Annotated in this window: 17 protein-coding genes, 1 tRNA gene and 1 pseudogene; 8 read left to right on the forward strand and 11 right to left on the reverse strand. The window is 49.5% G+C overall.

What is annotated here, in order from left to right:
• Positions 1-13: 13 nt before the first annotated feature.
• A tRNA-Asp gene (locus tag HMPREF2700_RS07850) sits at positions 14-90 on the forward strand.
• Between the two features lie 190 nt (positions 91-280).
• On the opposite strand, the gene parE is transcribed toward HMPREF2700_RS07850, so the two are convergent.
• Positions 281-2,266, reverse strand: a complete 1,986-nt coding sequence (gene parE, locus HMPREF2700_RS07855; protein ID WP_070591393.1) for a DNA topoisomerase IV subunit B — start codon at positions 2,264-2,266, stop codon at positions 281-283.
• A 68-nt stretch (positions 2,267-2,334) separates the two neighbouring features.
• Entirely contained in the window at positions 2,335-2,871 is a 537-nt protein-coding gene (locus HMPREF2700_RS07860; RefSeq protein ID WP_070591394.1) for an RNA pyrophosphohydrolase, read from the reverse strand.
• Between the two features lie 328 nt (positions 2,872-3,199).
• Between HMPREF2700_RS07860 and HMPREF2700_RS07870 the strand changes: the two genes are divergently transcribed.
• The 3 genes from HMPREF2700_RS07870 (at position 3,200) to HMPREF2700_RS07880 (ending at position 6,096) form a co-directional block, all read left to right on the forward strand.
• Positions 3,200-4,345: a polyamine ABC transporter substrate-binding protein gene (locus HMPREF2700_RS07870; protein ID WP_070591398.1), complete on the forward strand. Its 1,146-nt coding sequence runs from the start codon at positions 3,200-3,202 to the stop codon at positions 4,343-4,345.
• A 107-nt stretch (positions 4,346-4,452) separates the two neighbouring features.
• Entirely contained in the window at positions 4,453-4,725 is a 273-nt protein-coding gene (locus HMPREF2700_RS07875; protein ID WP_003680574.1) for an ACT domain-containing protein, read from the forward strand.
• A gap of 15 nt (positions 4,726-4,740) precedes the next feature.
• On the forward strand, positions 4,741-6,096 hold the full coding sequence (locus HMPREF2700_RS07880) for a PFL family protein (protein ID WP_070591400.1): 1,356 nt from the start codon (positions 4,741-4,743) through the stop codon (positions 6,094-6,096).
• A gap of 69 nt (positions 6,097-6,165) precedes the next feature.
• Here HMPREF2700_RS07880 and HMPREF2700_RS07885 read toward each other — a convergent pair whose 3' ends face one another.
• Positions 6,166-7,695 (reverse strand): helicase HerA-like domain-containing protein, encoded by a 1,530-nt coding sequence (locus HMPREF2700_RS07885; protein ID WP_036493875.1) that lies wholly within the window; start codon positions 7,693-7,695, stop codon positions 6,166-6,168.
• 240 nt (positions 7,696-7,935) lie between these two features.
• Here HMPREF2700_RS07885 and HMPREF2700_RS07890 point away from each other — a divergent pair, with 240 nt between their 5' ends.
• Both HMPREF2700_RS07890 and murI read left to right on the forward strand, forming a co-directional pair.
• Positions 7,936-9,165 carry a multidrug effflux MFS transporter gene (locus HMPREF2700_RS07890; protein ID WP_070591402.1) on the forward strand — a complete coding sequence of 410 codons (1,230 nt, stop codon included), beginning with the start codon at positions 7,936-7,938 and terminating at the stop codon, positions 9,163-9,165.
• 61 nt (positions 9,166-9,226) lie between these two features.
• Positions 9,227-10,036: a glutamate racemase gene (murI, locus tag HMPREF2700_RS07895; protein ID WP_049331752.1), complete on the forward strand. Its 810-nt coding sequence runs from the start codon at positions 9,227-9,229 to the stop codon at positions 10,034-10,036.
• 100 nt (positions 10,037-10,136) lie between these two features.
• Here the strand turns inward: murI and HMPREF2700_RS11475 are convergent.
• The 6 genes and pseudogenes from HMPREF2700_RS11475 to HMPREF2700_RS07920 all read right to left on the reverse strand — a co-directional run.
• A pseudogene (locus tag HMPREF2700_RS11475) lies at positions 10,137-10,244 on the reverse strand (glycosyl hydrolase family 65 protein); the annotation flags it as partial.
• Positions 10,245-10,307: 63 nt separating this feature from the next.
• Positions 10,308-11,348, reverse strand: a complete 1,041-nt coding sequence (arsB, locus tag HMPREF2700_RS07900) for an ACR3 family arsenite efflux transporter (protein ID WP_070591403.1) — start codon at positions 11,346-11,348, stop codon at positions 10,308-10,310.
• A 535-nt stretch (positions 11,349-11,883) separates the two neighbouring features.
• Positions 11,884-12,654 carry an exodeoxyribonuclease III gene (gene xth, locus HMPREF2700_RS07905; protein WP_070591405.1) on the reverse strand — a complete coding sequence of 257 codons (771 nt, stop codon included), beginning with the start codon at positions 12,652-12,654 and terminating at the stop codon, positions 11,884-11,886.
• A 167-nt stretch (positions 12,655-12,821) separates the two neighbouring features.
• Positions 12,822-13,100, reverse strand: a complete 279-nt coding sequence (locus HMPREF2700_RS07910) for an ArsR/SmtB family transcription factor (protein ID WP_070591407.1) — start codon at positions 13,098-13,100, stop codon at positions 12,822-12,824.
• 404 nt (positions 13,101-13,504) lie between these two features.
• Entirely contained in the window at positions 13,505-15,286 is a 1,782-nt protein-coding gene (locus tag HMPREF2700_RS07915) for an extracellular solute-binding protein (protein WP_049350828.1), read from the reverse strand.
• A 99-nt stretch (positions 15,287-15,385) separates the two neighbouring features.
• Entirely contained in the window at positions 15,386-16,588 is a 1,203-nt protein-coding gene (locus tag HMPREF2700_RS07920) for a YihY family inner membrane protein (RefSeq protein ID WP_070591415.1), read from the reverse strand.
• 98 nt (positions 16,589-16,686) lie between these two features.
• On the opposite strand from HMPREF2700_RS07920, the gene wrbA reads away from it, so the two are divergent.
• Both wrbA and HMPREF2700_RS07930 read left to right on the forward strand, forming a co-directional pair.
• Entirely contained in the window at positions 16,687-17,292 is a 606-nt protein-coding gene (wrbA, locus tag HMPREF2700_RS07925; RefSeq protein ID WP_070591409.1) for an NAD(P)H:quinone oxidoreductase, read from the forward strand.
• A gap of 209 nt (positions 17,293-17,501) precedes the next feature.
• Positions 17,502-19,679, forward strand: coding sequence for a TonB-dependent siderophore receptor (locus tag HMPREF2700_RS07930; RefSeq protein WP_070591410.1), 2,178 nt, complete (start codon positions 17,502-17,504; stop codon positions 19,677-19,679).
• Between the two features lie 189 nt (positions 19,680-19,868).
• Here the strand turns inward: HMPREF2700_RS07930 and aroG are convergent, their stop codons facing one another.
• Entirely contained in the window at positions 19,869-20,912 is a 1,044-nt protein-coding gene (gene aroG / locus HMPREF2700_RS07935) for a 3-deoxy-7-phosphoheptulonate synthase AroG (RefSeq protein WP_070591412.1), read from the reverse strand.
• 279 nt (positions 20,913-21,191) lie between these two features.
• Complete coding sequence (locus HMPREF2700_RS07940) at positions 21,192-21,869, reverse strand: TIGR02117 family protein (protein WP_070591414.1); 678 nt, start codon at positions 21,867-21,869, stop codon at positions 21,192-21,194.
• Positions 21,870-22,187 lie beyond the last annotated feature (318 nt).

Here is a 22,187-nt window from a genome sequence, read left to right on the forward strand (position 1 = left end):
TGACAGTGGATGCGCGGTGGTAGCTCAGTTGGTTAGAGTACCGGCCTGTCACGCCGGGGGTCGCGGGTTCGAGCCCCGTCCGCCGCGCCATTATTTAAAAAGCACTGATAATATCAGTGCTTTTTTATTTGTCTTAACAACTCAATTAAGCTGCAAAAATAGAAACAGGTAAGTAACGGAGTGTTGAAATACTGTTTAACCTTAATTTCTAATGATTTTAAAAAAGGCCGTCTGAAACTTTTAAAATTTCAGACGGCCTTTAGTCTATTGAAATAATAGATTAAATATCCAATTCTGCCTTATCGCCTTCTTTTTCCATCCATGCGCGGCGGGCGGCGGCTTCGCCTTTTCCCATCAGTTTGACGAAGATGTCGCGTGTTTCGTCATCTGCGCCTTCGGGGATTTGTACCTGCAACAGGCGACGGGTGTCGGGGTGCATGGTGGTGTCTTTAAGCTGGTCGGGGTTCATCTCGCCCAAGCCTTTGAAACGGCTGATGGAATAAGCAGTTTCTTTAACGCCTTCTTTTTGCAGTCGCTCCAAAATGCTGTCGAGTTCGTTTTGGTCGAGGGCGTAGAATTTACGGGCAGGTTTGCTCTTACCTTGTGCGTTGACATCGACGCGGAACAGCGGCGGCTGGGCGACGTAGATGTGTCCGTCGGCGACCAGTTTCGGGAAGTGGCGGTAGAACAGGGTCAACAGCAAAACTTGAATATGCGAACCGTCCACGTCGGCATCGGACAGGATGGCGATTTTGCCGTAGCGTAGGCCGCTTAAATCAGGATTGTCGTTGATTCCATGCGGATCGACGCCGATGGCGACGGAAATATCATGGATTTCGGCGTTGCCGAAAAGCTGGTCGGGGTGGACTTCAAAGCTGTTGAGCACTTTGCCGCGCAGGGGCAGGATGGCCTGGGTGGCTTTGTCGCGGGCAAGTTTGGCTGAGCCACCAGCGGAATCGCCTTCGACGAGGAAGAGTTCGTTTTCGCGGATGTCTTCGCTCTCGCAGTCGGTCAGTTTACCAGGCAGGACGGCGACGCCACTGCCTTTTTTCTTTTCGATTTTTTTAACTGAACGCATCCGTGCCTGTGCCTGACGGATGGCGAGTTCGGCGATTTTTTTGCCATAGTCCACGTTTTGGTTCAGCCACAATTCCAAAGGGTCGCCCGATACGGTGGCAACGAGTTTCAGCGCGTCGCGGTTGGTCAGCTTGTCTTTGGTTTGACCTTGGAACTGCGGGTCGAGAACACGGGCGGAGAGGACGAAGGCGGTTTTGCTGAACACGTCGTCGCTTTGCACTTTCACGCCACGCGGCAAGAGGTTGTGCAGATTGATGAAGTTGTTGACTGCGTTGAACACGGCTTGTTTCAAGCCTGCTTCGTGCGTGCCGCCCAACGGAGTAGGGATGAGGTTGACGTAGCTTTCGTTGGCGCACGAGCCTTCTTCCAGCCAAGTCAGGGCAAACGCGGCGCCTTCGCCGATGCTGAAATCGCCGTTGTGGCCGTCTGAAATGTAGTTTTCACAAGAGAAGATAGGCACGGCTTCTTGCGCGTCGGCAATCAGGTCGGTCAGATAGCTTTTCAGGCCGTCCGGGTAGTGCCAAGTTTGGGTGTACGCTTCGTCTTCGCCTTTGACCGGACGGGTCAGGGAAACGCGCACGCCCGGCAGCAGCACGGCTTTGGCGCGCAGCAGGCGTTCGAGTTCGGGAATGCTGTAATTCGGACTTTCAAAATATTTGCCGTCCGGCCATACGCGCACTTCGGTGCCGCTGTCTTTGATGGCGCATTTGCCCACTTCAGTCAAAGGCTCGATGACGTCGCCACCGGAAAAGACGATGCGGTGGATTTTACCTTCGCGTTTGACCGTTACCTCAAGGCGGGTGGAGAGGGCGTTGGTCACGGATACGCCGACACCGTGCAGGCCGCCCGAAAAGGCATACGCGCTGCCGCCGTCTTTTTTGTTGAATTTGCCGCCTGCGTGCAGACGGGTGAACACGAGTTCGACTACGGGTACGCCTTCTTCAGGGTGCAGGCCGACGGGAATACCGCGGCCGTTGTCGCGCACGGAAAGCGAACCATCTTCATGAATTTGCACGTCAATTTCAGTCGCGAAACCACCCAACGCCTCGTCCGCCGCGTTATCAATCACTTCCTGACAGATATGGGTCGGGCTGTCGGTACGGGTGTACATGCCGGGACGTTCTTTGACCGGCTCCAAACCTTTGAGGACGGTAATGCTGGATTCGCTGTATTGATTGTTTTTAGCCATAGGAATAATGTAAAGGCCGTCTGAAAGGAAGAAAAACAACGCTTTCAGACGGCCTGAAAGCGTTGGGGTTATAGGTTTTCTATTGGATTGCGACGGATAAATTCTTCATAGCTTTCTATACCGCGCAAGAAACGGGAAAGTTCGGTCAATGCGCCCAAATACACGCCGCGCTTGAAGTCGATGACTTCGTCAACCGGCGCCCAATATTGATGCCAACGCCAGCCGTCGAATTCAGGATGATGGCAGGCGCGGAGGTTGACGTCGCTGTCGCGGCCGACCAAACGCAAAAGATACCAAATCTGTTTTTGTCCGCGATACGAACCGCGCCATTCGCGGCGCACCCAGTGGCTGGGCACGTCATAACGCAACCAGTCGCGCGTACGGCCAACGATTTTGATGTGTTGCGGCAACAGGCCGACTTCTTCGTACAATTCGCGGTACATAGCGGTCTCAGGACTTTCACCCGGCTTGATGCCGCCTTGCGGAAACTGCCATGAATGTTCGCGTACGCGTTTGCCCCAAAAGACTTCGTTACGTTCGTTAATCAGGATAATACCGACATTGGGGCGATAGCCTTCTCTGTCTAACACGGTGTCGCCCTTCATTAAATTCAATCGTGCAATTTTCCCACAAATTGGGCGGTTTTGACAAATCTTGAGGCCGTCTGAATAAGCCCACAGTTTTTTTCAGACGGCATGAAACCGTTTCTGAAAAAATGTTGTTTATGAATAAAACCATAGCTTCAGGCCGTCTGAAAAATAAAAATTTTTTCTGCTTTAAGGTCTTGCATTCAAAAGCTTTTTGCCGTTTAATGCAAACCTTGCTGAATCAAGGGCAAAGGACACATGCCGGCCGCCCCCACAGTTTCCCTTTTGTAAGTGGCATCCGCCACCGCTGCAATATTTTTACCCCCCGAACAAAAGGTCTGAAACCATGAAAAAATCTTTGATGGCGGCGGCAATCTTGAGCCTCGTCTTGACTGCGTGTAGCGGTGGAAAAGAAACCGCCGCAGAATCTTCCGCATCTCAAACTCAAACTTCTTCCTCTCAAACGGATAAACTCAATATCTACAACTGGTCGGATTATGTCGATCCTGCCACGCTGTCTGCGTTTGAAAAAAATACGAATATCAATGTCCGCTACGATTACTACGACAGCAACGAAGCACTGGAAGCCAAGCTGCTGACCGGCAAGTCGGGTTATGACCTGGTTGCGCCTTCTATTGCCAATGTCGGCCGTCAGATTAAAGCCGGTGCGTATCAAAAAATCGACAAATCGCAAATTCCCGATTACGCCAACATCGATCCTGATTTGTTGAAAATGATGGAAACCGTCGATCCGGGCAACGAATATGCCGTGCCTTATTTCTGGGGCATCAATACGCTGGCGATTAACAAACAGCAGGTTCAAAAGGCTTTGGGTACGGATAAGCTGCCTGAAAACGAATGGGATTTGGTGTTCAATCCTGAATACACCCAAAAATTGAAATCCTGCGGCATCAGCTATTTCGACAGCGCCATCGAGCAGATTCCTTTGGCTTTGCATTATTTGGGCAAAGATCCGAACAGCGAAAACCCTGACGACATTAAAGCTGCTGTTGAAATGATGAAAAAAGTGCGTCCCGACATCAAACGCTTTACTTCGTCCGGCTATATCGACGATATGGCTGCCGGTAATCTTTGCGTATCGGTAGGCTACGGCGGCGACCTCAATATTGCCAAAACCCGTGCCAAAGAAGCCGGAAACGGCGTCGAAGTCGAAGTATTGGCGCCGAAAAGCGGCGTGGGTATTTGGGTGGATTCGCTGATGATTCCGCGTGATGCGCAAAATGTGGCCAATGCACACAAATACATCAACCACACGCTCAATCCGGAAACAGCGGCCAAAAACGGCAACTATGTGACTTATGCTCCAGCCAGCCGTCCGGCGCGTGATTTGATGGATGAAAAGTACACATCCGATGCATCGATTTTCCCGAATAAAGAATTGATGGAAAAAAGCTTCATCGTCTCTCCCAAGTCAACCGATGCGAGCAAACTCAGCGTTCGCTTGTGGCAGGCTTTGAAAGCAGGGCGATAATTAAAATTGAAATTTGAATACTCAGGCCGTCTGAAACAGTTTTTCAGACGGCCTGAGTGTTATAATTGTCAACACTTTTCAAATATCCTATCAGGAGAAACAGCGTTATGAACAATTCAGTCATCACCGTCATCGGCAAAGACCGTGTGGGCATTGTGTACGACGTTTCCAAAATTTTAGCGGAAAACCAAATCAATATTCTCAACATCAGCCAACAGCTGATGGACGATTTTTTTACCATGATTATTTTGGTGGATACTTCAAAATGCACCAAATCACGTCAAGAGGTTTTGGATTTGTTTGCGGAAGAGAGCAAAAAACTCGCGCTTGATATCCGTATGCAAAACGAAGAAATTTTCCAAGCCATGCACCGTATTTAAGTCGGAGGGAGAGCCATGAGTATTCAATCCGGCGAGATTTTAGAAACCGTCAAAATGGTGGCTGACCAGAATTTTGACGTGCGCACCATTACCATCGGCATTGATTTGCACGACTGCATCAGCAGCGATATCAATGTGTTGAACCAAAATATTTACAATAAAATCACCACTGTCGGCAAAGACTTGGTGGCGACGGCAAAATATCTGTCTGCCAAATACGGCGTACCGATTGTGAATCAGCGTATTTCCGTTACGCCGATTGCTCAAATCGCGGCGGCAACCAAAGCCGATTCTTACGTCAGCGTGGCGCAGACTTTGGACAAAGCAGCCAAAGCCATCGGCGTGTCCTTTATCGGCGGCTTTTCCGCGTTAGTGCAAAAAGGCATGTCGCCTTCGGATGAGGTGCTGATCCGTTCCATTCCCGAAGCGATGAAGACTACCGATATCGTGTGCAGTTCCATCAATATCGGCAGCACGCGTGCCGGTATCAATATGGATGCGGTCAAGCTGGCAGGCGAAACCATCAAACGCACGGCTGAAATCACGCCCGAAGGTTTCGGCTGCGCCAAAATCGTCGTGTTCTGTAATGCAGTGGAAGATAATCCGTTTATGGCGGGCGCATTTCATGGTTCGGGCGAAGCGGATGCCGTTATCAATGTCGGCGTGTCCGGCCCGGGTGTTGTAAAAGCCGCGTTGGAAAATTCAGATGCAACGACATTGACCGAAGTTGCGGAAGTAGTGAAGAAAACGGCTTTCAAAATTACCCGTGTGGGCGAACTCATCGGCCGCGAAGCCTCAAAAATGCTGAATATCCCGTTTGGTATTCTCGACTTGTCATTGGCGCCAACCCCTGCCGTCGGCGATTCGGTGGCACGCATTCTTGAGGAAATGGGTTTGAGCGTCTGCGGTACGCACGGCACGACAGCGGCTTTGGCCTTGCTGAATGATGCCGTAAAAAAAGGCGGCATGATGGCTTCCAGTGCGGTCGGCGGTTTGAGCGGCGCATTTATCCCCGTTTCAGAAGACGAGGGCATGATTGCGGCTGCTGAAGCCGGTGTGCTGACACTGGACAAACTCGAAGCCATGACAGCCGTCTGCTCCGTTGGTTTGGACATGATTGCCGTTCCCGGCGATACGCCTGCGCACACTATTTCCGGCATCATCGCTGACGAAGCCGCCATCGGCATGATCAACAGCAAAACCACCGCCGTGCGCATTATTCCGGTAACCGGTAAAACCGTCGGCGACAGCGTCGAGTTCGGCGGCCTGTTGGGCTACGCGCCTGTTATGCCGGTTAAAGAAGGCTCGTGCGAAGTGTTCGTCAACCGAGGCGGTAGAATCCCGGCTCCTGTTCAGTCAATGAAAAACTGATTGGATTGATGAATAAAAAAAGGTCGTCTGAAATTGATTTTCAGACGGCCTTTTATGTTCACAGGCTGATTATTTGAACATATTTTTAATAATGCCCATTACGCTGCGGGAAATGGCGTTGGTGACTTGGCGGTTGATTTGGCTGCCGATGGCATCGGCAACGTTGTAGCCCAAACCTTGGCCAGATTTTTTACGTCCGCCGCTCAAGCCGCCGATCAGTCCGCCGAGTATGCCGGGATCGGCATTGGCAGCTTCTTTTTCTGCGGCTTTTTGCGCTTTTTCCTGCTCTTTGGCGGCATTTTCGGCTTCTTTTTCAGCGGCTGCTTGGCTGTCTGCTTCGGCCAATGCTTCAAAAGCGGAGTAGTTGTCCACCATGTCTTTATAGGTTGGATACAAATCGTCGTTTTGGAACAAACGGTTGCGCTCTTCTGCGGCAAGCGGGGTCAGGGCGGATTGCGGCGGCAGGATGAGGGCGCGTTCTACCGGCTCAGGCATACCTTTTTCATCAAGGAAGGAAACGAGGGCTTCGCCGACGCCGAGTTCGGCAATCGCTTCGGCAACTTTGATATTTGGGTTGCTACGGAAGGTTTCGGCAGCGGCTTTGACTGCTTTTTGGTCGCGCGGTGTGAAGGCGCGCAGGGCGTGTTGTACGCGGTTACCCAGTTGGCCGAGAATGGTATCGGGCAAGTCGAGCGGGTTTTGGGTAACGAAATATACGCCCACGCCTTTGGAACGGATCAGGCGCACGACTTGTTCGATTTGTTCGACCAGCGCATTGGCGGCATTGTCGAACATCAAATGCGCTTCGTCGAAGAACATCACGAATTTTGGTTTGTCCAAATCGCCGACTTCGGGCAGGGTTTCAAACAATTCTGCCAGCATCCACAGCAAAAACGCGCTGTACATACGCGGCGAGCGCATCAGTTTTTCGGAGTTAAGGATGTTGATGATGCCTTTGCCGTTGTCGGTTTGCATCCAGTCTTGCAGGTTGAGGGAAGGTTCGCCGAAGAATTTTTCTGCGCCTTCGTTTTCCAAAGTCAGCAGTTGGCGTTGAATCGCGCCGATACTGGCGGCAGAAACGTTGCCGTATTGCGTGCGGTATTCCGAAGCGTGGTCGGAAACGTGTTTTAACATGCTGCGCAGGTCTTTTAAGTCCAGAATGTGCCAGCCTCTGTCGTCGGCAACTTTAAACACGAGGTTGAGCAGGCCTTCTTGCGTGTCGTTCAGATTCATCAGGCGTGCCAAAAGCATAGGGCCCATTTCCGAAACGGTGACGCGTACGGGAATACCGGTTTCGCCGTAAACATCCCAAAAGCGCACGGGGAAATTTTGCAGCCATTGCTCGCCCAAATCAAACTCGGCAATGCGTTCGCCCACTTTGCCGCTGTTGGCACCGGCTTGCGCGATGCCCGACAAATCGCCTTTGACATCGACCAAGAATACAGGGACGCCTTCGCTGCTGAAGGCTTCCGCCATGCGGCGCAGGGTAACGGTTTTACCCGTACCGGTCGCACCGGCGATCAAGCCGTGGCGGTTGGCCATTTTGCCTTGGATTTCGAGCGTTTTCCCGCCGGCACGCGCAATTTGAAATGTAGTCATGATTATTCCTTAGAATCCGTGATGTGAAACAATTTGTTGTCTTAAAAACAAGCATTTTAACGTTTGCGGCGAGGGGATTCAACCAAGCAAAGTTTCAGACGGCCTTAAGTTTTGCAAAGGTTTTTTTGCAGTGATTGGACAAGGTTGAAATCTGCTATAATTCCATCCAATCTGCAACCGTCTGACAAGGCGGTTGTTTTCTTTGTTTTTTGAATATTTTTTACGAAAGCGAAAGTCGGAATGACTGCACAACAAGCCCCTTTGGGCGAAAAAACCATGGCCGTGCTGATGGCGATGTTGGTCGCGCTGATGCCGTTTTCTGTCGATGCCTATCTGCCTGCAATTCCCGAAATGGCGAAGTCGCTGGGTTCAGACATCCACCGTATTGAGCAAAGCCTGAGCTTTTTTATGTTTGGCGTGGCGTTTGGTCAGGTGGTCGGCGGTTCGATTTCGGATATTAAAGGCCGCAAACCTGTCGCCTTAGTAGGCTTGAGCATTTACTTTGCCGCCGTTGTCGGTTTGACGATGGTGAATAATGTCGAGCAGTTGTTGAACTTGCGTGCTTTACAGGCGTTTGGTGCGGGGATGACCGTGGTGATTTCCGGCGCGATGGTGCGCGATTATTATTCCGGACGCAAAGCCGCTCAGATGTTTGCCTTAATCGGTATCATTCTGATGATTGTGCCATTGATGGCGCCGATGATTGGTGCAGGCTTGCAGAATTTGGGCGGCTGGCGCATGATTTTCGGCTTTCTGGCCTGCTATTCGCTGTTGCTTTGGGGTTTGATGTGGTATTTCCTGCCCAAGCCGCACCAAAAAGGCAAAATCAGCATGGACGTGTTCGGCGTGGTGGCAGGCAGGTTTAAACGCGTTTTGAGAACGCGCGCCGCAATGGGCTATCTGTTTTTCCAAGCTTTCAGTTTTGGTTCGATGTTTGCCTTTTTGACCGAATCGTCGTTTGTGTACCAACATCTGTATCATGTTTCACCAAACCAATATGCTTGGATATTTGCACTCAATATCATTACCATGATGTCGTTTAACCGCGTTACCGCATGGCGTTTGAAAACCGGTACGCATCCGCAAAATATCCTCAAATGGGGCATTATCGTCCAATTTGCCGCCAATCTGCTGATGACGGTTTTGGTGTTGTCGCTGTCTCTGCCGCCTTTGTGGGCTTTGGTACCATGCGTGATGTTTTCAGTCGGTACGCAAGGCTTGGTCGGAGCGAACACTCAGGCCTGTTTTATGAGCTATTTCAGCGCAGAGGGCGGCAGTGCAAATGCCGTTTTAGGCGTGTTCCAATCCCTTATCGGCGCATCGGTCGGCATGGCAACGACTTGGCTGCATAATGGTTCTGCCTTGGTGATGGCCGGTATGATGTTGAGTTCGACCGTGTGCGGTATCGTACTGTTGTGGGTTTGCTCGCATCAGGCTTGGGTGGAAAACGATAAAAAAGAATATGTTTAACCTTCAGGCCGTCTGAAAAACGGTTTCAGACGGCCTCAACTTTATATTAAAGAAATTAACCATGAGTACTAGCAAACAACGCCCCATCGGCGTATTCGATTCCGGCGTCGGCGGCTTGACCAACGTCCGCGCCCTGATGGAACGCCTGCCGATGGAAAACATCATCTATTTCGGCGATACCGCACGCGTTCCCTACGGCACCAAATCCCGCGCCACTATCGAAACCTTCGCCATGCAGATTGTCGATTTCCTGCTGGAAAACGATGTCAAAGCACTCGTCATCGCGTGCAATACCATCGCCGCCGTTGCCGGACAAAAAATCCGCCAAAAAGCAGGCAATATGCCCGTATTGGACGTCATCTCCGCCGGTGCGGAAGCCGCTTTGCAAACCACCAAAAACAACCGAATCGGTATTATCGCGACCAACACCACCGTCAACAGCAATGCCTACGCGCGCGCCATCCATTCAAAAAACAACGACACGCTGGTGCGCACGCAAGCCGCGCCCCTGCTTGTGCCATTGGTGGAAGAAGGCTGGCTCGATCACGAAGTCACCCGCCTGACCGTACGCGAATACCTGAAGCCGCTCTTGGCCGACGACATCGACACGCTGGTGTTGGGTTGTACCCATTTCCCACTGCTCAAACCGCTTATCGGCCGCGAAGCACAAAACGTCACCTTGGTCGATTCCGCCATCACCACCGCCGAAGCCACCGCCAAAGCCTTGGCGCAAGCAGGTTTGCTGAATACAGAAAACGACAACCCGGATTACCGCTTCTACGTCAGCGACATCCCACTGCGTTTCCGAACCATCGGCGAACGCTTCTTAGGCAGAAGTATGGAGCAGATTGAGATGGTAACGTTGGGTTGATTAGAAATATTAAAGGCCGTCTGAAAACCTGATTCAGGTTTTCAGACGGCCTTTTTACTTTCTGAGTATTTTATCTGCCTGACTGTTCCCACACGTTGTCTGTCCACGCACTCGGCAGGAACGGTGCAAAGCTGAGTTTACCGCCCCAAGTTTTCATTTGGGCGAAACCTTGGACGATGGCGAGCCACGAGCCGGTCATAGAAGTTAAGCCACGGTATTGTAGGCATTTTCGTGAAAGTTAGATTTTTAACTTCACGGATTCAGGTCATATTCAACGATTAAATTTATTTTCCATAGAATTGGCAAACCTTACCAAGGCCAACATAACAGGAACCTCAACCAGAACACCTACTACAGTTGTTAACGTAGCTCCTGATAATAGCCCAAATAGAGATATAGAAACTGCAACGGACAGCTCAAAAAAGTTAGATGCACCAATCATGCCACATGGAGCTGCAATTGAATATGGTAGCTTTGCTAAATATGCAATGAAAAATGTTATTGCAAATATAAACAAAGTTTGAATTATCAAAGGAATTGCAATAAGGATAATATTTAGTGGCTGATCCAATATCTTCTGTCCTTGAAATGAAAATATTATAATCAGCGTCAATAATAATCCCATCATAGTGTATTTATCAAATGCTGGGATAAAAGTTTTATTTAGGTAGTCCTCTCCTTTATTTTTAATGATTATACTTCTAGTTGCCATGCTTAAAATAAGAGGAACAACAATAAATAATACAATGGATAATAAAAGTGTTCCCCATGGAATATTTATATTTCCAACCTTTAATAAGAAGCTCACAATTGGTATATATGCAATCAAAATAATTAAGTCATTGCTAGCTACCTGTACTAAGGTATAAGCACTATCACCCCTTGTTAACTTGCTCCATACAAACACCATTGCGGTACATGGTGCAGCTCCGAGTAAAACCGCCCCAGCTAAATATTCTGATGCCAATTCCTTATTAATAAATCCTTTATAAATAATAAAGAAAAATAAGGATGCGATTAAATACATGGTGAGTGGCTTAATGATCCAATTCACAAACCATGTAATAAATAGACCTTTAGGATTTTTTCCTATGTCTTTTATACTCTTAAAATCAATTTTCAACATCATTGGATAAATCATTATCCAAAGTAAAATTGTTGTTGGTATAGACACGTTGTAGAACTCAAATTTCCCTAACCTATCTGGAATAGAAGGAAAATATTTCCCAATAAATATGCCTATTGCCATACAAATTAACACCCAAAAAGTCAGATTTTTCTCAAAAAAACCAATTCCATTTATTTTCTTCATTTCTAAATCCACTTAAATTCTTCATTTGCTTTAGTAGATAACATCTTGTTACTAGGATTTGCTTTATACAAGGATGAATTAACAATCCACCAATTTGTATAAATTGATGCCCTTGTTAGATCTTCTTCTAATTGATATGCATATAAAATGGGGTAGCTTCCGCCAAGCTAACGATTAATACTTCTGTTTCCTCTGCCCTTAATCTAAGTAACAAGTTTTTTACAGATTCAGGTATCTGTCCTTGTGTTCTTTGAACTTCTTGATGATAACTTAAAGTTGAGTCTAACAACAAGCAAGCCGTAGCCTACACCCCCTCCAACCGCGTGCGTGGCTGCGCCACTCACCCTACCTGCGAACGGCACAAACTTTAAAAACGATGTGTAGGGTGTGTGCGGTACGTACGCACGCGTTCTTTGCCGTTCAAACCATTATTTCAAACTTTCAGACAATTTCAAACGTTGTCTGAAAACTTTTAGAATAAAGGCCGTCTGAAATTCAATTTTCAGACGGCCTTATCTTTTCTTAATTCAAAGTGTTAGCAGTTAAACTCGGCGATTACCGGCGCATGGTCGCTGGGGCGTTCTTGAGCGCGGGTTTCTAGGTCGACGGTGACGTCTGTAAGGGTGGCGGCGAGTTTGGGGCTGGTGAGGATGTGGTCGATGCGCAGGCCGAGTTTGCGTTGGAACATGGCGCCGCGGTAGTCGAACCATGTGTAGAACGCGCCTTCGGGGTGGATTTTGCGTAGGCTGTCGGTCAGGCCGAGGTCGAGTAGGTTTTTAAACCATTGTCTTTCGATGGAGGAGCAATGGATTTTTTCGTACCATTTTTCGGGGTCATAGCAGTCGGCATCGGCTGGGGCGATGTTGAAGTCGCCGAGCAGGATGAGTTTGGGGTGTACGGCCATTTCGGTGCGGACGAACTCGGTCAATGCGGCAAACCATTGTTCTTTGTATTGGAATTTTGGGCTGTCCAGGGCTTCGCCGTTGACGCAATAGACGTTGATGACGCGCACGCCGTTGATGGTGGCAGCGATGACGCGGCGTTGCGGGTCGTCGGGGAGGGCGGGCAGGCCGCAATGTACGTCTTGCGGTTCGTGGCGGCTGATGATGGCGACGCCGTTGTAGGTTTTTTGGCCGCTCCAGACGCAGTGCCAGCCCATCATTTGCAGGGCGGCGGCCGGGAATTTGTCTTGGTCGAGTTTGAGTTCTTGTAAGGCAAGGATGTCGGCTTGGTGGTCGGCCAGCCAGTTTTGTACTTGGGGCAGGCGGACGTTGAGGGAATTGACGTTCCAAGTGGCGATTTTCATGATGTTTCCGTGTGTGCTGTTGGGTGGGAAGGCGGCGGATGGCGCCTGTGGGCATGGGCGGTATTGTATAGCGGATTGGTTTATTTTTCGATATGGGCTGAAAGGGGCAGGCCGTCTGAAAGCTGATGTTTCAGACGGCCTTGTTGTTGTGATGTGGAATAATTTGTTTATTCGGCTGGGTCTTTGAGTGTGCTCAGGGTATTGAGGATAGTAGCGGCTTCTTCGGAGATGAGGCGGTATTCGATGATGCGGTGGTAGCGCGTGAAATCGATGATGCCTTCGGTACGCAGGCGTGCGAGGTGGTTGGCGATGCCGGTCGGGGAGGAATCGAGCGCCTGTGCCAGTTCGGTAATGCTGCGGTCGCCGTCCAGCAGCAGGAAAAGGATGGCCATGCGTTCGGGGTTGGCAATCAGTTTGAGAATGGTAGAGAGACGTTTGATTTCCATGTTTTTGTTCCTTTTATTATATGAACGCTTGATATTGGTTAAATTGGGATGATTGTAGTTCTTATTACGATTATTCTTATAATTCAAAATCTTAAGTTGGAAGTGTACACGGTTTTGTAAATTTTGAGGGTATTGTGCTGCAATTTTTTTGTTAATTTTTGATATTTTGTTTCGGTTGCGAAACTGAATTGAAAAGAGACGAAAAGGCCGTCTGAAATGTTCCGTTGCGGATGATTTTGCTGACGGATGTTTCAGACGGCCTTTGATTTGGTTTTAAGTTGTTTTTTCTTTTGCGTTTATTTTGTTTGGGTGGATTAATTGGTTTTAAACGAATAATGGGTTTCTATGCCAAAGGCTATGCGTCAAGGGCTTGTCAGACGCTTGGGCGTGTTGTCGAAATGCGACTACTTTTTCTTCCAGCCTGCGGTCATGGCGAAGGTGATGGGATCGTAGTATTTCGGCAGCTTGGACGGAATGCCCACATCGTTACGGTACACGACGCGGTAGCGGTCGGCGAACCAGTTTGGAACGATGGTGTATTGGTGGCGGATAAGTCGGTCGAGCGCGCGCGAGGTGGTTTGCAGCTCTTGGCGGTTGGTGAAGCTGTTGAAATGGGTCAGCAGTTTTTCAACCGCGGGGTGGCAGACGCCGGACAGGTTGCGGCTGCCTTCGGTTTTGGCGGCGGCGCAGCTGAAGTAGTCGTATTGCTCGTTGCCGGGACTTTCGCTGTTGCCGTAGTAGCCGGTGGTTACGTCAAAATCGAAGTCGTTCATGCGTTTTTGGTACACGGCGGAATCGGCGGTGCGCACGTTCATGGTAATACCGATTTTGGCGAGGTCGCGCTGCCATTTGGCGGTAATGCGTTCGTAGTTTTTGCTTGGTGCAAGGAATTCAAAGGTCAGCGGTTTGCCTTGTTTGTCCACTGCTTTGCCGTTTTTGTATTGGTAGCCGCCTTTTTCAAGCAGGGCGCGTGCTTTGAGCAGGTTCGGGCGCACGCCCAGTTTGGGGTCGGTAACCGGCGGCATAGGGACGTCTTGATCCAATACGCCGTCGGGCAGCTTGGTGCCCAATGATTTGAGCAATGCGGTTTCCGCGCTGTCAGGCTTGCCGGTTGCGGCCATGGTGCTGTTGGTGAAGAAGCTGTCGGTGCGGCGGTATGCGCCGTAGAAGATGCGGCTGTTGACGCTTTCGTAGTCGAAGCTTTCAATCAAGGCGCGGCGGACGTAAATATTGTCCAGGGGCTTGTGGCGCATATTGATGACGAAGCCTTGCATGCCGGCTGTGCTGTTTTGTACCCATTCGTGTTTGGACAGATTGCGTTTTTTGAGGACTTCGTCGGAGTAGGCGCGCGCCCAGTTGCGGGCGACGTTTTCTTGTACGAAGTCATATTGGCCGCCTTTCAGCCCTTCGATGCGGACAACTTCGTCTTTGACGTATTTGATGCGGATGTGGTCGTAGTTGTAGCGGCCTTTGCGCACGGGCAGGTTTTGCGCCCAGTAGTTTTTGTCGCGGACAAACTCGCTGATGCGGCCGTTTTCGGCTTTGGCAAAACGGTAGGGGCCGGAACCGATCGGCAGGCTGTTGGGAGCGGCGGCCAGGCCTTTGGGATAGCTTTTATGCGAGAAGACGGGCAGGCTGCCGAGAATCATGTGTAATTCTGAGTTGCGCTGCTTGAAACGGAACACGACGGTGCGGTCGTTGGGCGTTTCCACTTTGGCCACGTCGCTCCAGTAGAAGTGGTACATGGGGGCGGCGGCTTTGTCTTTGGTCAGGATGTTAAATGAAGCGGCAACGTCTTTGGCCAAAACGGGGTCGCCGTTGTGGAATTTGGCTTTGGGGTTGATTTTGAAGGTAACGGAAAGGCCGTCCGGCGCCAGGGCGATGTCTTCGGCAATCAGGCCGTAAACGGCGTAAGGTTCGTCCATGCTTTGCTCGGTTAGGGTGTCGAGTGTCAGCATGCTGATGCCGTATTCGTGGTTGCCTTTGAGGGTAAAGGGGTTGAGCGTGTCAAAAGCACCGAGGAAAGGCGTGGTAAACGTGCCGCCTTTGGGGGCGTTGGGGTTGACGTATTCGAAAGCGGTGAAGTTGGCCGGATATTTGGGCGGTTGGCCGAGGCCTACGCCATGGGCGGCAAAGGCGGCAGATGGAATCAAACCGAGCAGAGAGAGTAGGGCTGGTGTTTTCATCTATTTTTCCTTGTAGGTTGAATATTGTATTCAGTAGTGTGCCGATTATAGCAAAGGCCGTCTGAAACTTGATATTTTTGCTTTCAGACGGCATCAGGTTTAAGAGGATTGTTTTTTTGTATGGGCGCCGAACTCGGCCAGCGTCATGTTCAAGGTTTCCAAGCAGGGCTGCATGATGTGGTCAACCGTTTGATTGACCTTGTCTTTGTTGAGCGTTTGCGGGCGGTAGACAAAGAGTTTGAACAGCTCCGCCAAATCGATGGACTCCGCTCCCGTTTTCAAGACCCAGCCCTGACGGCCGGAATAGACATAGCCGTGTCGCGCCAGTTTTTCCAAAAGTTCGCCCAATTCGTCAAAGCCCATATTGATATGCCGTCTGAACTCCTGCACCGGCAATGCCTTGCCGTTTTGCTGGGCAGAATCGAGCAGCAGCAGGATTTTCAATACATCGTCAAAGCGGCCGCGCGCATCCAGACTGCAGCGGAATGCTTCGCCTCGCCAGTAGGACAGGGACGAGGTCAAAACCGCGCCGCCCAATACCAGCGTCCATAACAGGTTAAGCCACAACAGGAAAAACGGTACTGCGGCAAATGCACCGTAAATCGATTTGTAGCCGTCAAAGTTGCCCATGAACCAAGCGAACAAAAAGCGTGCCGTTTCCAAGCAAAACGCTGTTACGGCCGCGCCGACCAAGGCATGGCTGGCGGGAACGAAACGGTTGGGCACAAAGCGGTATAAGCCCCACAGCAGCAGCGTAATAAATGAAACCTCGGTTATGACCCTCGGCCATTCCGATCCGCCCACCACTTGCACCTGACCGATTACGACCGACAGGCCCACGCCCAAAGACAAAGGCCCAAACGTCAGCAACGCCCAATACACCAAAAACTGCATCATCCAAGGCCGTTGCGAATTGACGCGCCAAATCCGGTTGAACGCATTGTCTATCGTCCGAATCAGCATCAGCGAGGTGACGACCAACATCACACTGCCGATGGCCGTCAGATTGGTGGCCTTATCGCGGAACGCATTGATGTAGTCAAACACCATGTCCGCGCCCTGCGGTACGATGGTGCGGTTGATGAAAGAGACAAATGCCCCCGACCATTGGTCGAAAACAGGGAAGGCCGAGGCGATGACGACCATCACCGTCAACACGGGCACCAAAGCCAAAAGCGTCGTGAACGTCATGCTTGCCGCTACCTGCGGCACACGCTCTTCACCAAAACGGCGCACGACAAACCAAGCAAACGCCACGCCCTTACTTTTCAAAAAATCTTGCCACCATTGCGAAAACGGCATAACCTTTTCCCATTTTTGAATAGAAATTTTTCTTTTCAGACAGCCCGAGTATTCAAAAGGCCGTCTGAAACCTGACAGCATTGTAACGGAAACCCCAAATGAACCCAAATCCTTTGAAAATCCTCGTCCTCTTTTATTCCCAAAACGGTGGCACGCGCAACCTTGCCCGCCAAATCGCACGTGGTATCGAAAGCGTGGACGGTTGCGAAGCCGTATTGCGTACCGTGCCCAAAGTTTCCACCGTTTGCGAAGCCGTTGAAAAAGCCGTTCCCGACGAAGGCGCGCCCTACGCGACTGCCGACGACCTCAAAAATTGCGCCGGCCTCGCGCTCGGCAGCCCGACACGTTTCGGCAATATGGCCGCCGCGATGAAATACTTTATCGACGGAACCATTCCCCTTTGGCTCGGCGCAGAACTTGTCGGCAAACCTGCCACCGTATTCACCAGCACATCTTCTCTGCACGGCGGCCAAGAAAGCACCCTGCTGACCATGATGCTGCCCCTGCTGCACCACGGCATGGTCATCAACGGCATTCCATATACCGAGTCCGCACTCAGCAATACCCAAAGCGGCGGCACGCCTTACGGCGCAAGCCATGTTTCCGGCCATGACAGCAAGCCGGCATTGACTGCCGAAGAAAACGATATTGCCTTTGCACAAGGTAAACGTTTGGCAGAATTGGCAAGAAAATTGGCAGACTGATTGCCTTATCATAAAAAGATTAAGGCCGTCTGAAAACCTGATGATTCAGTTTTCAGATGGCCTTTTAGTTATTTATAACTAGTAAAGAAATAAATATTTCTAATTAAACAAACTACTTAGAAAATAGGGATTGGAACATAGTTTCATCGGACTACATCTTTTTGATAGAATCTGCCACCAAATTAAAACATCAGCTAACTGGAGAAGCTATGTCACTACCCGTATTTCCTTATGGCAAATTAAGCTTTGCCGTCAGTCTGGCTTTGTGTTCGGCGTATTCTTTCGCAGCCGAAGTAGAAAATAGCCAGCCGCAAGAACATGTCGATTTGCCGACAGTTACCGTCCAAGGTGTCGGAAAACAGACTACTTCCAACTACACCATTCCCGCTTCCTCTGCTGCGACAGGCATCCGCCTGACCCAGCGTGAAACGCCGCAGTCCCTGTCTGTCGTAACGGCAAAACAAATCGAAGACCAAGGCTTGGACAGCCTGCAGGACGTATTGAAACAAACACCGGGCGTGTTCCACAGCAAAATGGGCAACAACGTCTCCGGCCACAGCCAATTTATTTCACGCAGTCAGGCGATTGACAGCATTTCCGTGGACGGCGCGCCCAAATTCCTTTACGACGGTAAAGCCATCCGCCGCGGCACCAACAATCTGGACAGCGCATTGTACGAACAAGTTGTCGTCGTGCGCGGCGCAAGCGGTTTGTCCAATGGCGGTATGGGCGAGCCGGGCGGTACGGTTGCTTTGGAACGCAAAAAACCGACTGCCAAGCCAGCCATCAGCGTAGAAGCCGGTGTCGGTTTGTGGAACCACTACCGTTTCGTCCTTGATGCCAATCATCCTCTGAATGCCGACAATACCTTGCGCGGCCGCGCCATTTTGGTCAGCGACCACGGCGGCGATTACCTGCCGAACACTTCGCGCCACAATCACACTTTCTATGGCATTTTGTCTTACGATCTCACGCCGCAAACCCAATGGCGCCTCGGTACGGAAATACACCGTTTCCGCAATACCGGCAGCTCGCGTTTCAGCTATCTGACAGCAGCAGGTAATCGCAAAGACGGATTCAAACCGTTTGAATCTTCGCCACGCAGCAATTCTTCCGCACGCTGGGCATACGGCAAAGACACCAGTGCCGAAGTATTTACTTCCCTCAGCCATGAGTTTGACAACGGCTGGAAACTGACAGGCGATTACAGCCATGTTTCGGGCAAAAACGACATCGTTTCAGGCATTGCCGGTACATACGAAATCAATCCCGACTATTCCGCGCTCTTTACATCCGACCGTGACCGCAGCAAATATCGCGACCAAGATTTCTCCCTGACTTTGGATGGTCACTATCCTGCATTGGGCCGTTCGCATGAGTTCAATGCGGGCATCAGCTATCAGGACAACAAAGAAAACCTGTCTTTCTATGAAGAAGGCGAATCGACGATTCCTGATTTGCGTAAATTTGACGGCAACATCGCCAAACCCGATATGCCGTATCTGCGCGATGGTTTTTCACGCATGAAAAACCTGTCGGTTTACGGCTCGACCCGTTTCAAACTGACCGACAAGCTCGCCTTTATCGGCGGCAGCCGTTTTGTGGATTGGCGTTACCGTTACAGCACCAGCCGTAACAAATTCGCACACAGCAGCCACAAACAAAACGTTTTCATTCCTTATTTGGGCGTAACCTACGACATTGGCGACAATCTGACTGCCTATGCGTCTTACACCACCATTTTCCGTCCGCAAGTGCGTTACCTGACCAAAGATGGTGCGGCGCTCAAACCGCAACGCGGCAAAACCTACGAGACCGGTTTGAAAGCCTCATGGTTTGAAGGCCGTCTGAATGCTTCCGCCTCCGTCTTTATGAACAAACGCGACCATTTGGGCGTGGTTGCAGGCAAATTCGCAAATGGCGAGGAATACTACCGCGCAGCCGACAACACCACAACAAAAGGCATGGAACTCTCTGTCGGCGGCCGCCTGAGCGACAAATGGCTGCTGAATGCGTCTTATGCACGTTCCAAAATCAAAGACAGCGAAGGGGTTCAACTGCATCCGTCTTACCCGGTTCATTTGTTCAAACTCTTTACCGCGTATGACGTGACCGACCGTTTGAACCTGGGTGCCAACGTCAACTGGCAAAGCCGAAGCCACACGCTGGACGAATACCCTGCAGACATCAATCCGGCCGCAGCCGCCGCATTGACCCAACGTCCGTACGCAACGCTAGACTTGACCGGTCATTACAAAATCGGCAAATCTACCCGCATCAGTTTGGACTTTGAAAACGTCTTTAACAAACGCTATCGCACCATGCCAGATATTCACGTTTACGGCACGCCGCGTAGTGTAACTGCAACGGTTAAACATACGTTCTAATTGAAAAGAAAAATAGTGCAGGCCGTCTGAAAACCTGAATCATCGGGGTTTTTAGACGGCCTGAATTTTTTCTCATATTGTTTTTATGTTAAACCTGACTAAAACTTGCTCGGTATCTTGAGCAAAGAAATTAAAATGACAGACGCAAAAAAGACCGGAACATATCTGGTCTTTTTAATGATTTCGTACTTACGCTTGGTAACCTTTCGCTTCGGCAAGCAGGGCCAGCAATTCTTCAGTCGTATCCCAACCGATGCAGGCATCCGTAATACTTTGACCGTAAACTTCTGGCTTGTCTTGACGGCCTTCAACCAAGTGGCTTTCGACCATCACGCCCATGATGTTTTCTTCACCGGCTTTCAGCTGCGCCGCAACATCGCGCGCCACATCCATTTGTTTTCGGAAGTCTTTACGGCTGTTGGCATGGCTGCAGTCCACCATCAGTTTGCTGCTCACGCCGGCTTTTTGAAGCTGTGCAATCGCGTCTTTAACGTGTTCCGCACTGTAATTAGGCTCTTTACCGCCGCGCAAAATCGCATGGCAGTCAGGGTTGCCGCTGGTGTGGACAATCGCGGAATGACCGGCTTTGGTTACAGACAAGAAGTGGTGCGGATGATTGGCGGCGCCGATGGCATCGATGGCGATTTTCAGGTTGCCGTCTGTACCGTTTTTAAAACCGACAGGGCAGGAGAGGCCACTGGCCAATTCGCGGTGTACCTGGCTTTCAGTCGTACGCGCACCAATCGCGCCCCAAGAAATCAGGTCTGCGTAGTATTGCGGCGTAATCATGTCCAAGAATTCAGTCGAAGCAGGCATACCCATTTCGTTCAAAGTCAGCAACAACTGACGCGCTTGGCGCAGGCCGTAGTTGATGTCAAACGTACCGTCCAAGTGCGGATCGTTAATCAAGCCTTTCCAGCCAACGGTTGTACGCGGCTTTTCAAAATACACGCGCATTACAATCAGCAGCTCTTTCTCATATTTTTTGCGCAAGGGCAGCAATTTTTGCGCATATTCTACCGCCGCCTTAGTATCGTGAATCGAGCATGGGCCGATGATGACCAGCAAACGGTTGTCACGACCGTGAACCAAATCCGCAATTTCATGACGTGTTTTATAAACCAAATTGGCAACTTGAGGCGTAACAGGCAGCTCATACAAATGTGCGATTGGAGGGAGTAACTCTTTGACTTCTTTAATCTTAATATCGTCGGTAGGGTGGTGTTGGGACATGATGGACTCTCTTGTTTATTTTTGATACAGGTTACAGGTTTTAGCGAAATTAAACAAGGCTTGATTTTTTGTTTTGGCAATTTTATTCTAAAATTTCTTTATTTTAATAATTTTATAGAATTTAAAATCTATTTGTTTATTAAAATTAAAATTTAATGCCATTAAAAAATTTCATTTATATAATAAAGGGCTTTGAGCTTTTATCAAAATATAGGCCGTCTGAAAAAGTTCAGACGGCCTGAAGTTTTACAGAGACCCAAAAATTGAGAAGCGTGGAGACTATCGGTATTGTTCCAGCAAGGGCGAAGAAAAAGGAGTCCAATACACGCCTTTTAGGCCGCTTTCCACCAATTTGTCATTTAGCCAAGTGTTACAAGTATTGAATAAATGATAGCGCCCTTTGGCTTCGTAAAAAGCATCGTTAGATTGATGATGAACTCCTTTTAGCAAGATGGGTTGCCCATTTTCTTGTTGAAAACCGGCCAAGAGCGATTTGGTTAAATTCCTGTATTGCTCAGGCGTGACCAAAAATTTGACGACATGGCTATTTTCTCGTGGCTCAAAAGAATAATAAGTAATATGAATCAGCGTACGGTTCAGCCCGCTTAATGCCCCTAAGGCATTGGATAACGTCAAATCTTTCCACTCAGGCGTGTATAAATAAAAATTGCGTTCCCCCCAGCCTAAACCGATATGCGTTATTTGAGGATCAGCAGTGAGCGTGTCTTTTGGATTGACGACATCCGACCAATCAAAAATATCATTTTTCAGCGGCATGACTACATCAGTATGCACACCGTTACTGACTAAAAATAAAGTAATTTCCCCTTTTGGCTGCTCTTCATTAAGCGGCAATGAAGCCATAATCCAAGCAGACAAAAAATACAATAGGGCAAAAATAGGGATAATCAGCGCTATTTTGCCAATTTTCTTGAGGATGTGAAGAAAGAAGTGCATTCGTTTCTTAAAGGCGATTAAGTTTGAAGGTGAGTATTTTCTATTAAATTTGTACTTTTTTCATTAGAAATGAGAAGGTGGTATAGTTATTAAAAAACAGTTAGCTTTGGAAGCTGATTCACGCAAATTTCTTAAAAATTTAATCGTAGAGAGTTTTAAAGTTTGTTGGTAAGGGGATTGAAATCAACTGGATTTATTACCTTTCAGACGGCTTTATTTCCACTCATCCCATTCGCTTTACCATCGGCATTATCCAAGTTAACATATCAAATTCATCGTCATTTTAAAATTGTCTCGTCATGACCGCCCGCCAATCCT

This window comes from Neisseria sp. HMSC068C04 (assembly GCF_001810105.1).
Lineage (GTDB): Bacteria > Pseudomonadota > Gammaproteobacteria > Burkholderiales > Neisseriaceae > Neisseria > Neisseria flavescens_B.

Coding starts and splice junctions, on each gene's coding strand:
- murI (WP_049331752.1), top strand. CDS start 9,227: ATGAGTACTAGCAAACAACGCCCCATCGGCGTATTCGATTCCGGCGTC.
- parE (WP_070591393.1), bottom strand. CDS start 2,266: ATGGCTAAAAACAATCAATACAGCGAATCCAGCATTACCGTCCTCAAA.
- HMPREF2700_RS07880 (WP_070591400.1), top strand. CDS start 4,741: ATGAGTATTCAATCCGGCGAGATTTTAGAAACCGTCAAAATGGTGGCT.
- xth (WP_070591405.1), bottom strand. CDS start 12,654: ATGAAAATCGCCACTTGGAACGTCAATTCCCTCAACGTCCGCCTGCCC.
- HMPREF2700_RS07890 (WP_070591402.1), top strand. CDS start 7,936: ATGACTGCACAACAAGCCCCTTTGGGCGAAAAAACCATGGCCGTGCTG.
- HMPREF2700_RS07915 (WP_049350828.1), bottom strand. CDS start 15,286: ATGAAAACACCAGCCCTACTCTCTCTGCTCGGTTTGATTCCATCTGCC.
- HMPREF2700_RS07940 (WP_070591414.1), bottom strand. CDS start 21,869: ATGCACTTCTTTCTTCACATCCTCAAGAAAATTGGCAAAATAGCGCTG.
- HMPREF2700_RS07875 (WP_003680574.1), top strand. CDS start 4,453: ATGAACAATTCAGTCATCACCGTCATCGGCAAAGACCGTGTGGGCATT.
- HMPREF2700_RS07860 (WP_070591394.1), bottom strand. CDS start 2,871: ATGAAGGGCGACACCGTGTTAGACAGAGAAGGCTATCGCCCCAATGTC.
- HMPREF2700_RS07930 (WP_070591410.1), top strand. CDS start 17,502: ATGTCACTACCCGTATTTCCTTATGGCAAATTAAGCTTTGCCGTCAGT.
- arsB (WP_070591403.1), bottom strand. CDS start 11,348: ATGAAGAAAATAAATGGAATTGGTTTTTTTGAGAAAAATCTGACTTTT.
- HMPREF2700_RS07910 (WP_070591407.1), bottom strand. CDS start 13,100: ATGGAAATCAAACGTCTCTCTACCATTCTCAAACTGATTGCCAACCCC.
- HMPREF2700_RS07885 (WP_036493875.1), bottom strand. CDS start 7,695: ATGACTACATTTCAAATTGCGCGTGCCGGCGGGAAAACGCTCGAAATC.
- HMPREF2700_RS07870 (WP_070591398.1), top strand. CDS start 3,200: ATGAAAAAATCTTTGATGGCGGCGGCAATCTTGAGCCTCGTCTTGACT.
- aroG (WP_070591412.1), bottom strand. CDS start 20,912: ATGTCCCAACACCACCCTACCGACGATATTAAGATTAAAGAAGTCAAA.
- wrbA (WP_070591409.1), top strand. CDS start 16,687: ATGAACCCAAATCCTTTGAAAATCCTCGTCCTCTTTTATTCCCAAAAC.
- HMPREF2700_RS07920 (WP_070591415.1), bottom strand. CDS start 16,588: ATGCCGTTTTCGCAATGGTGGCAAGATTTTTTGAAAAGTAAGGGCGTG.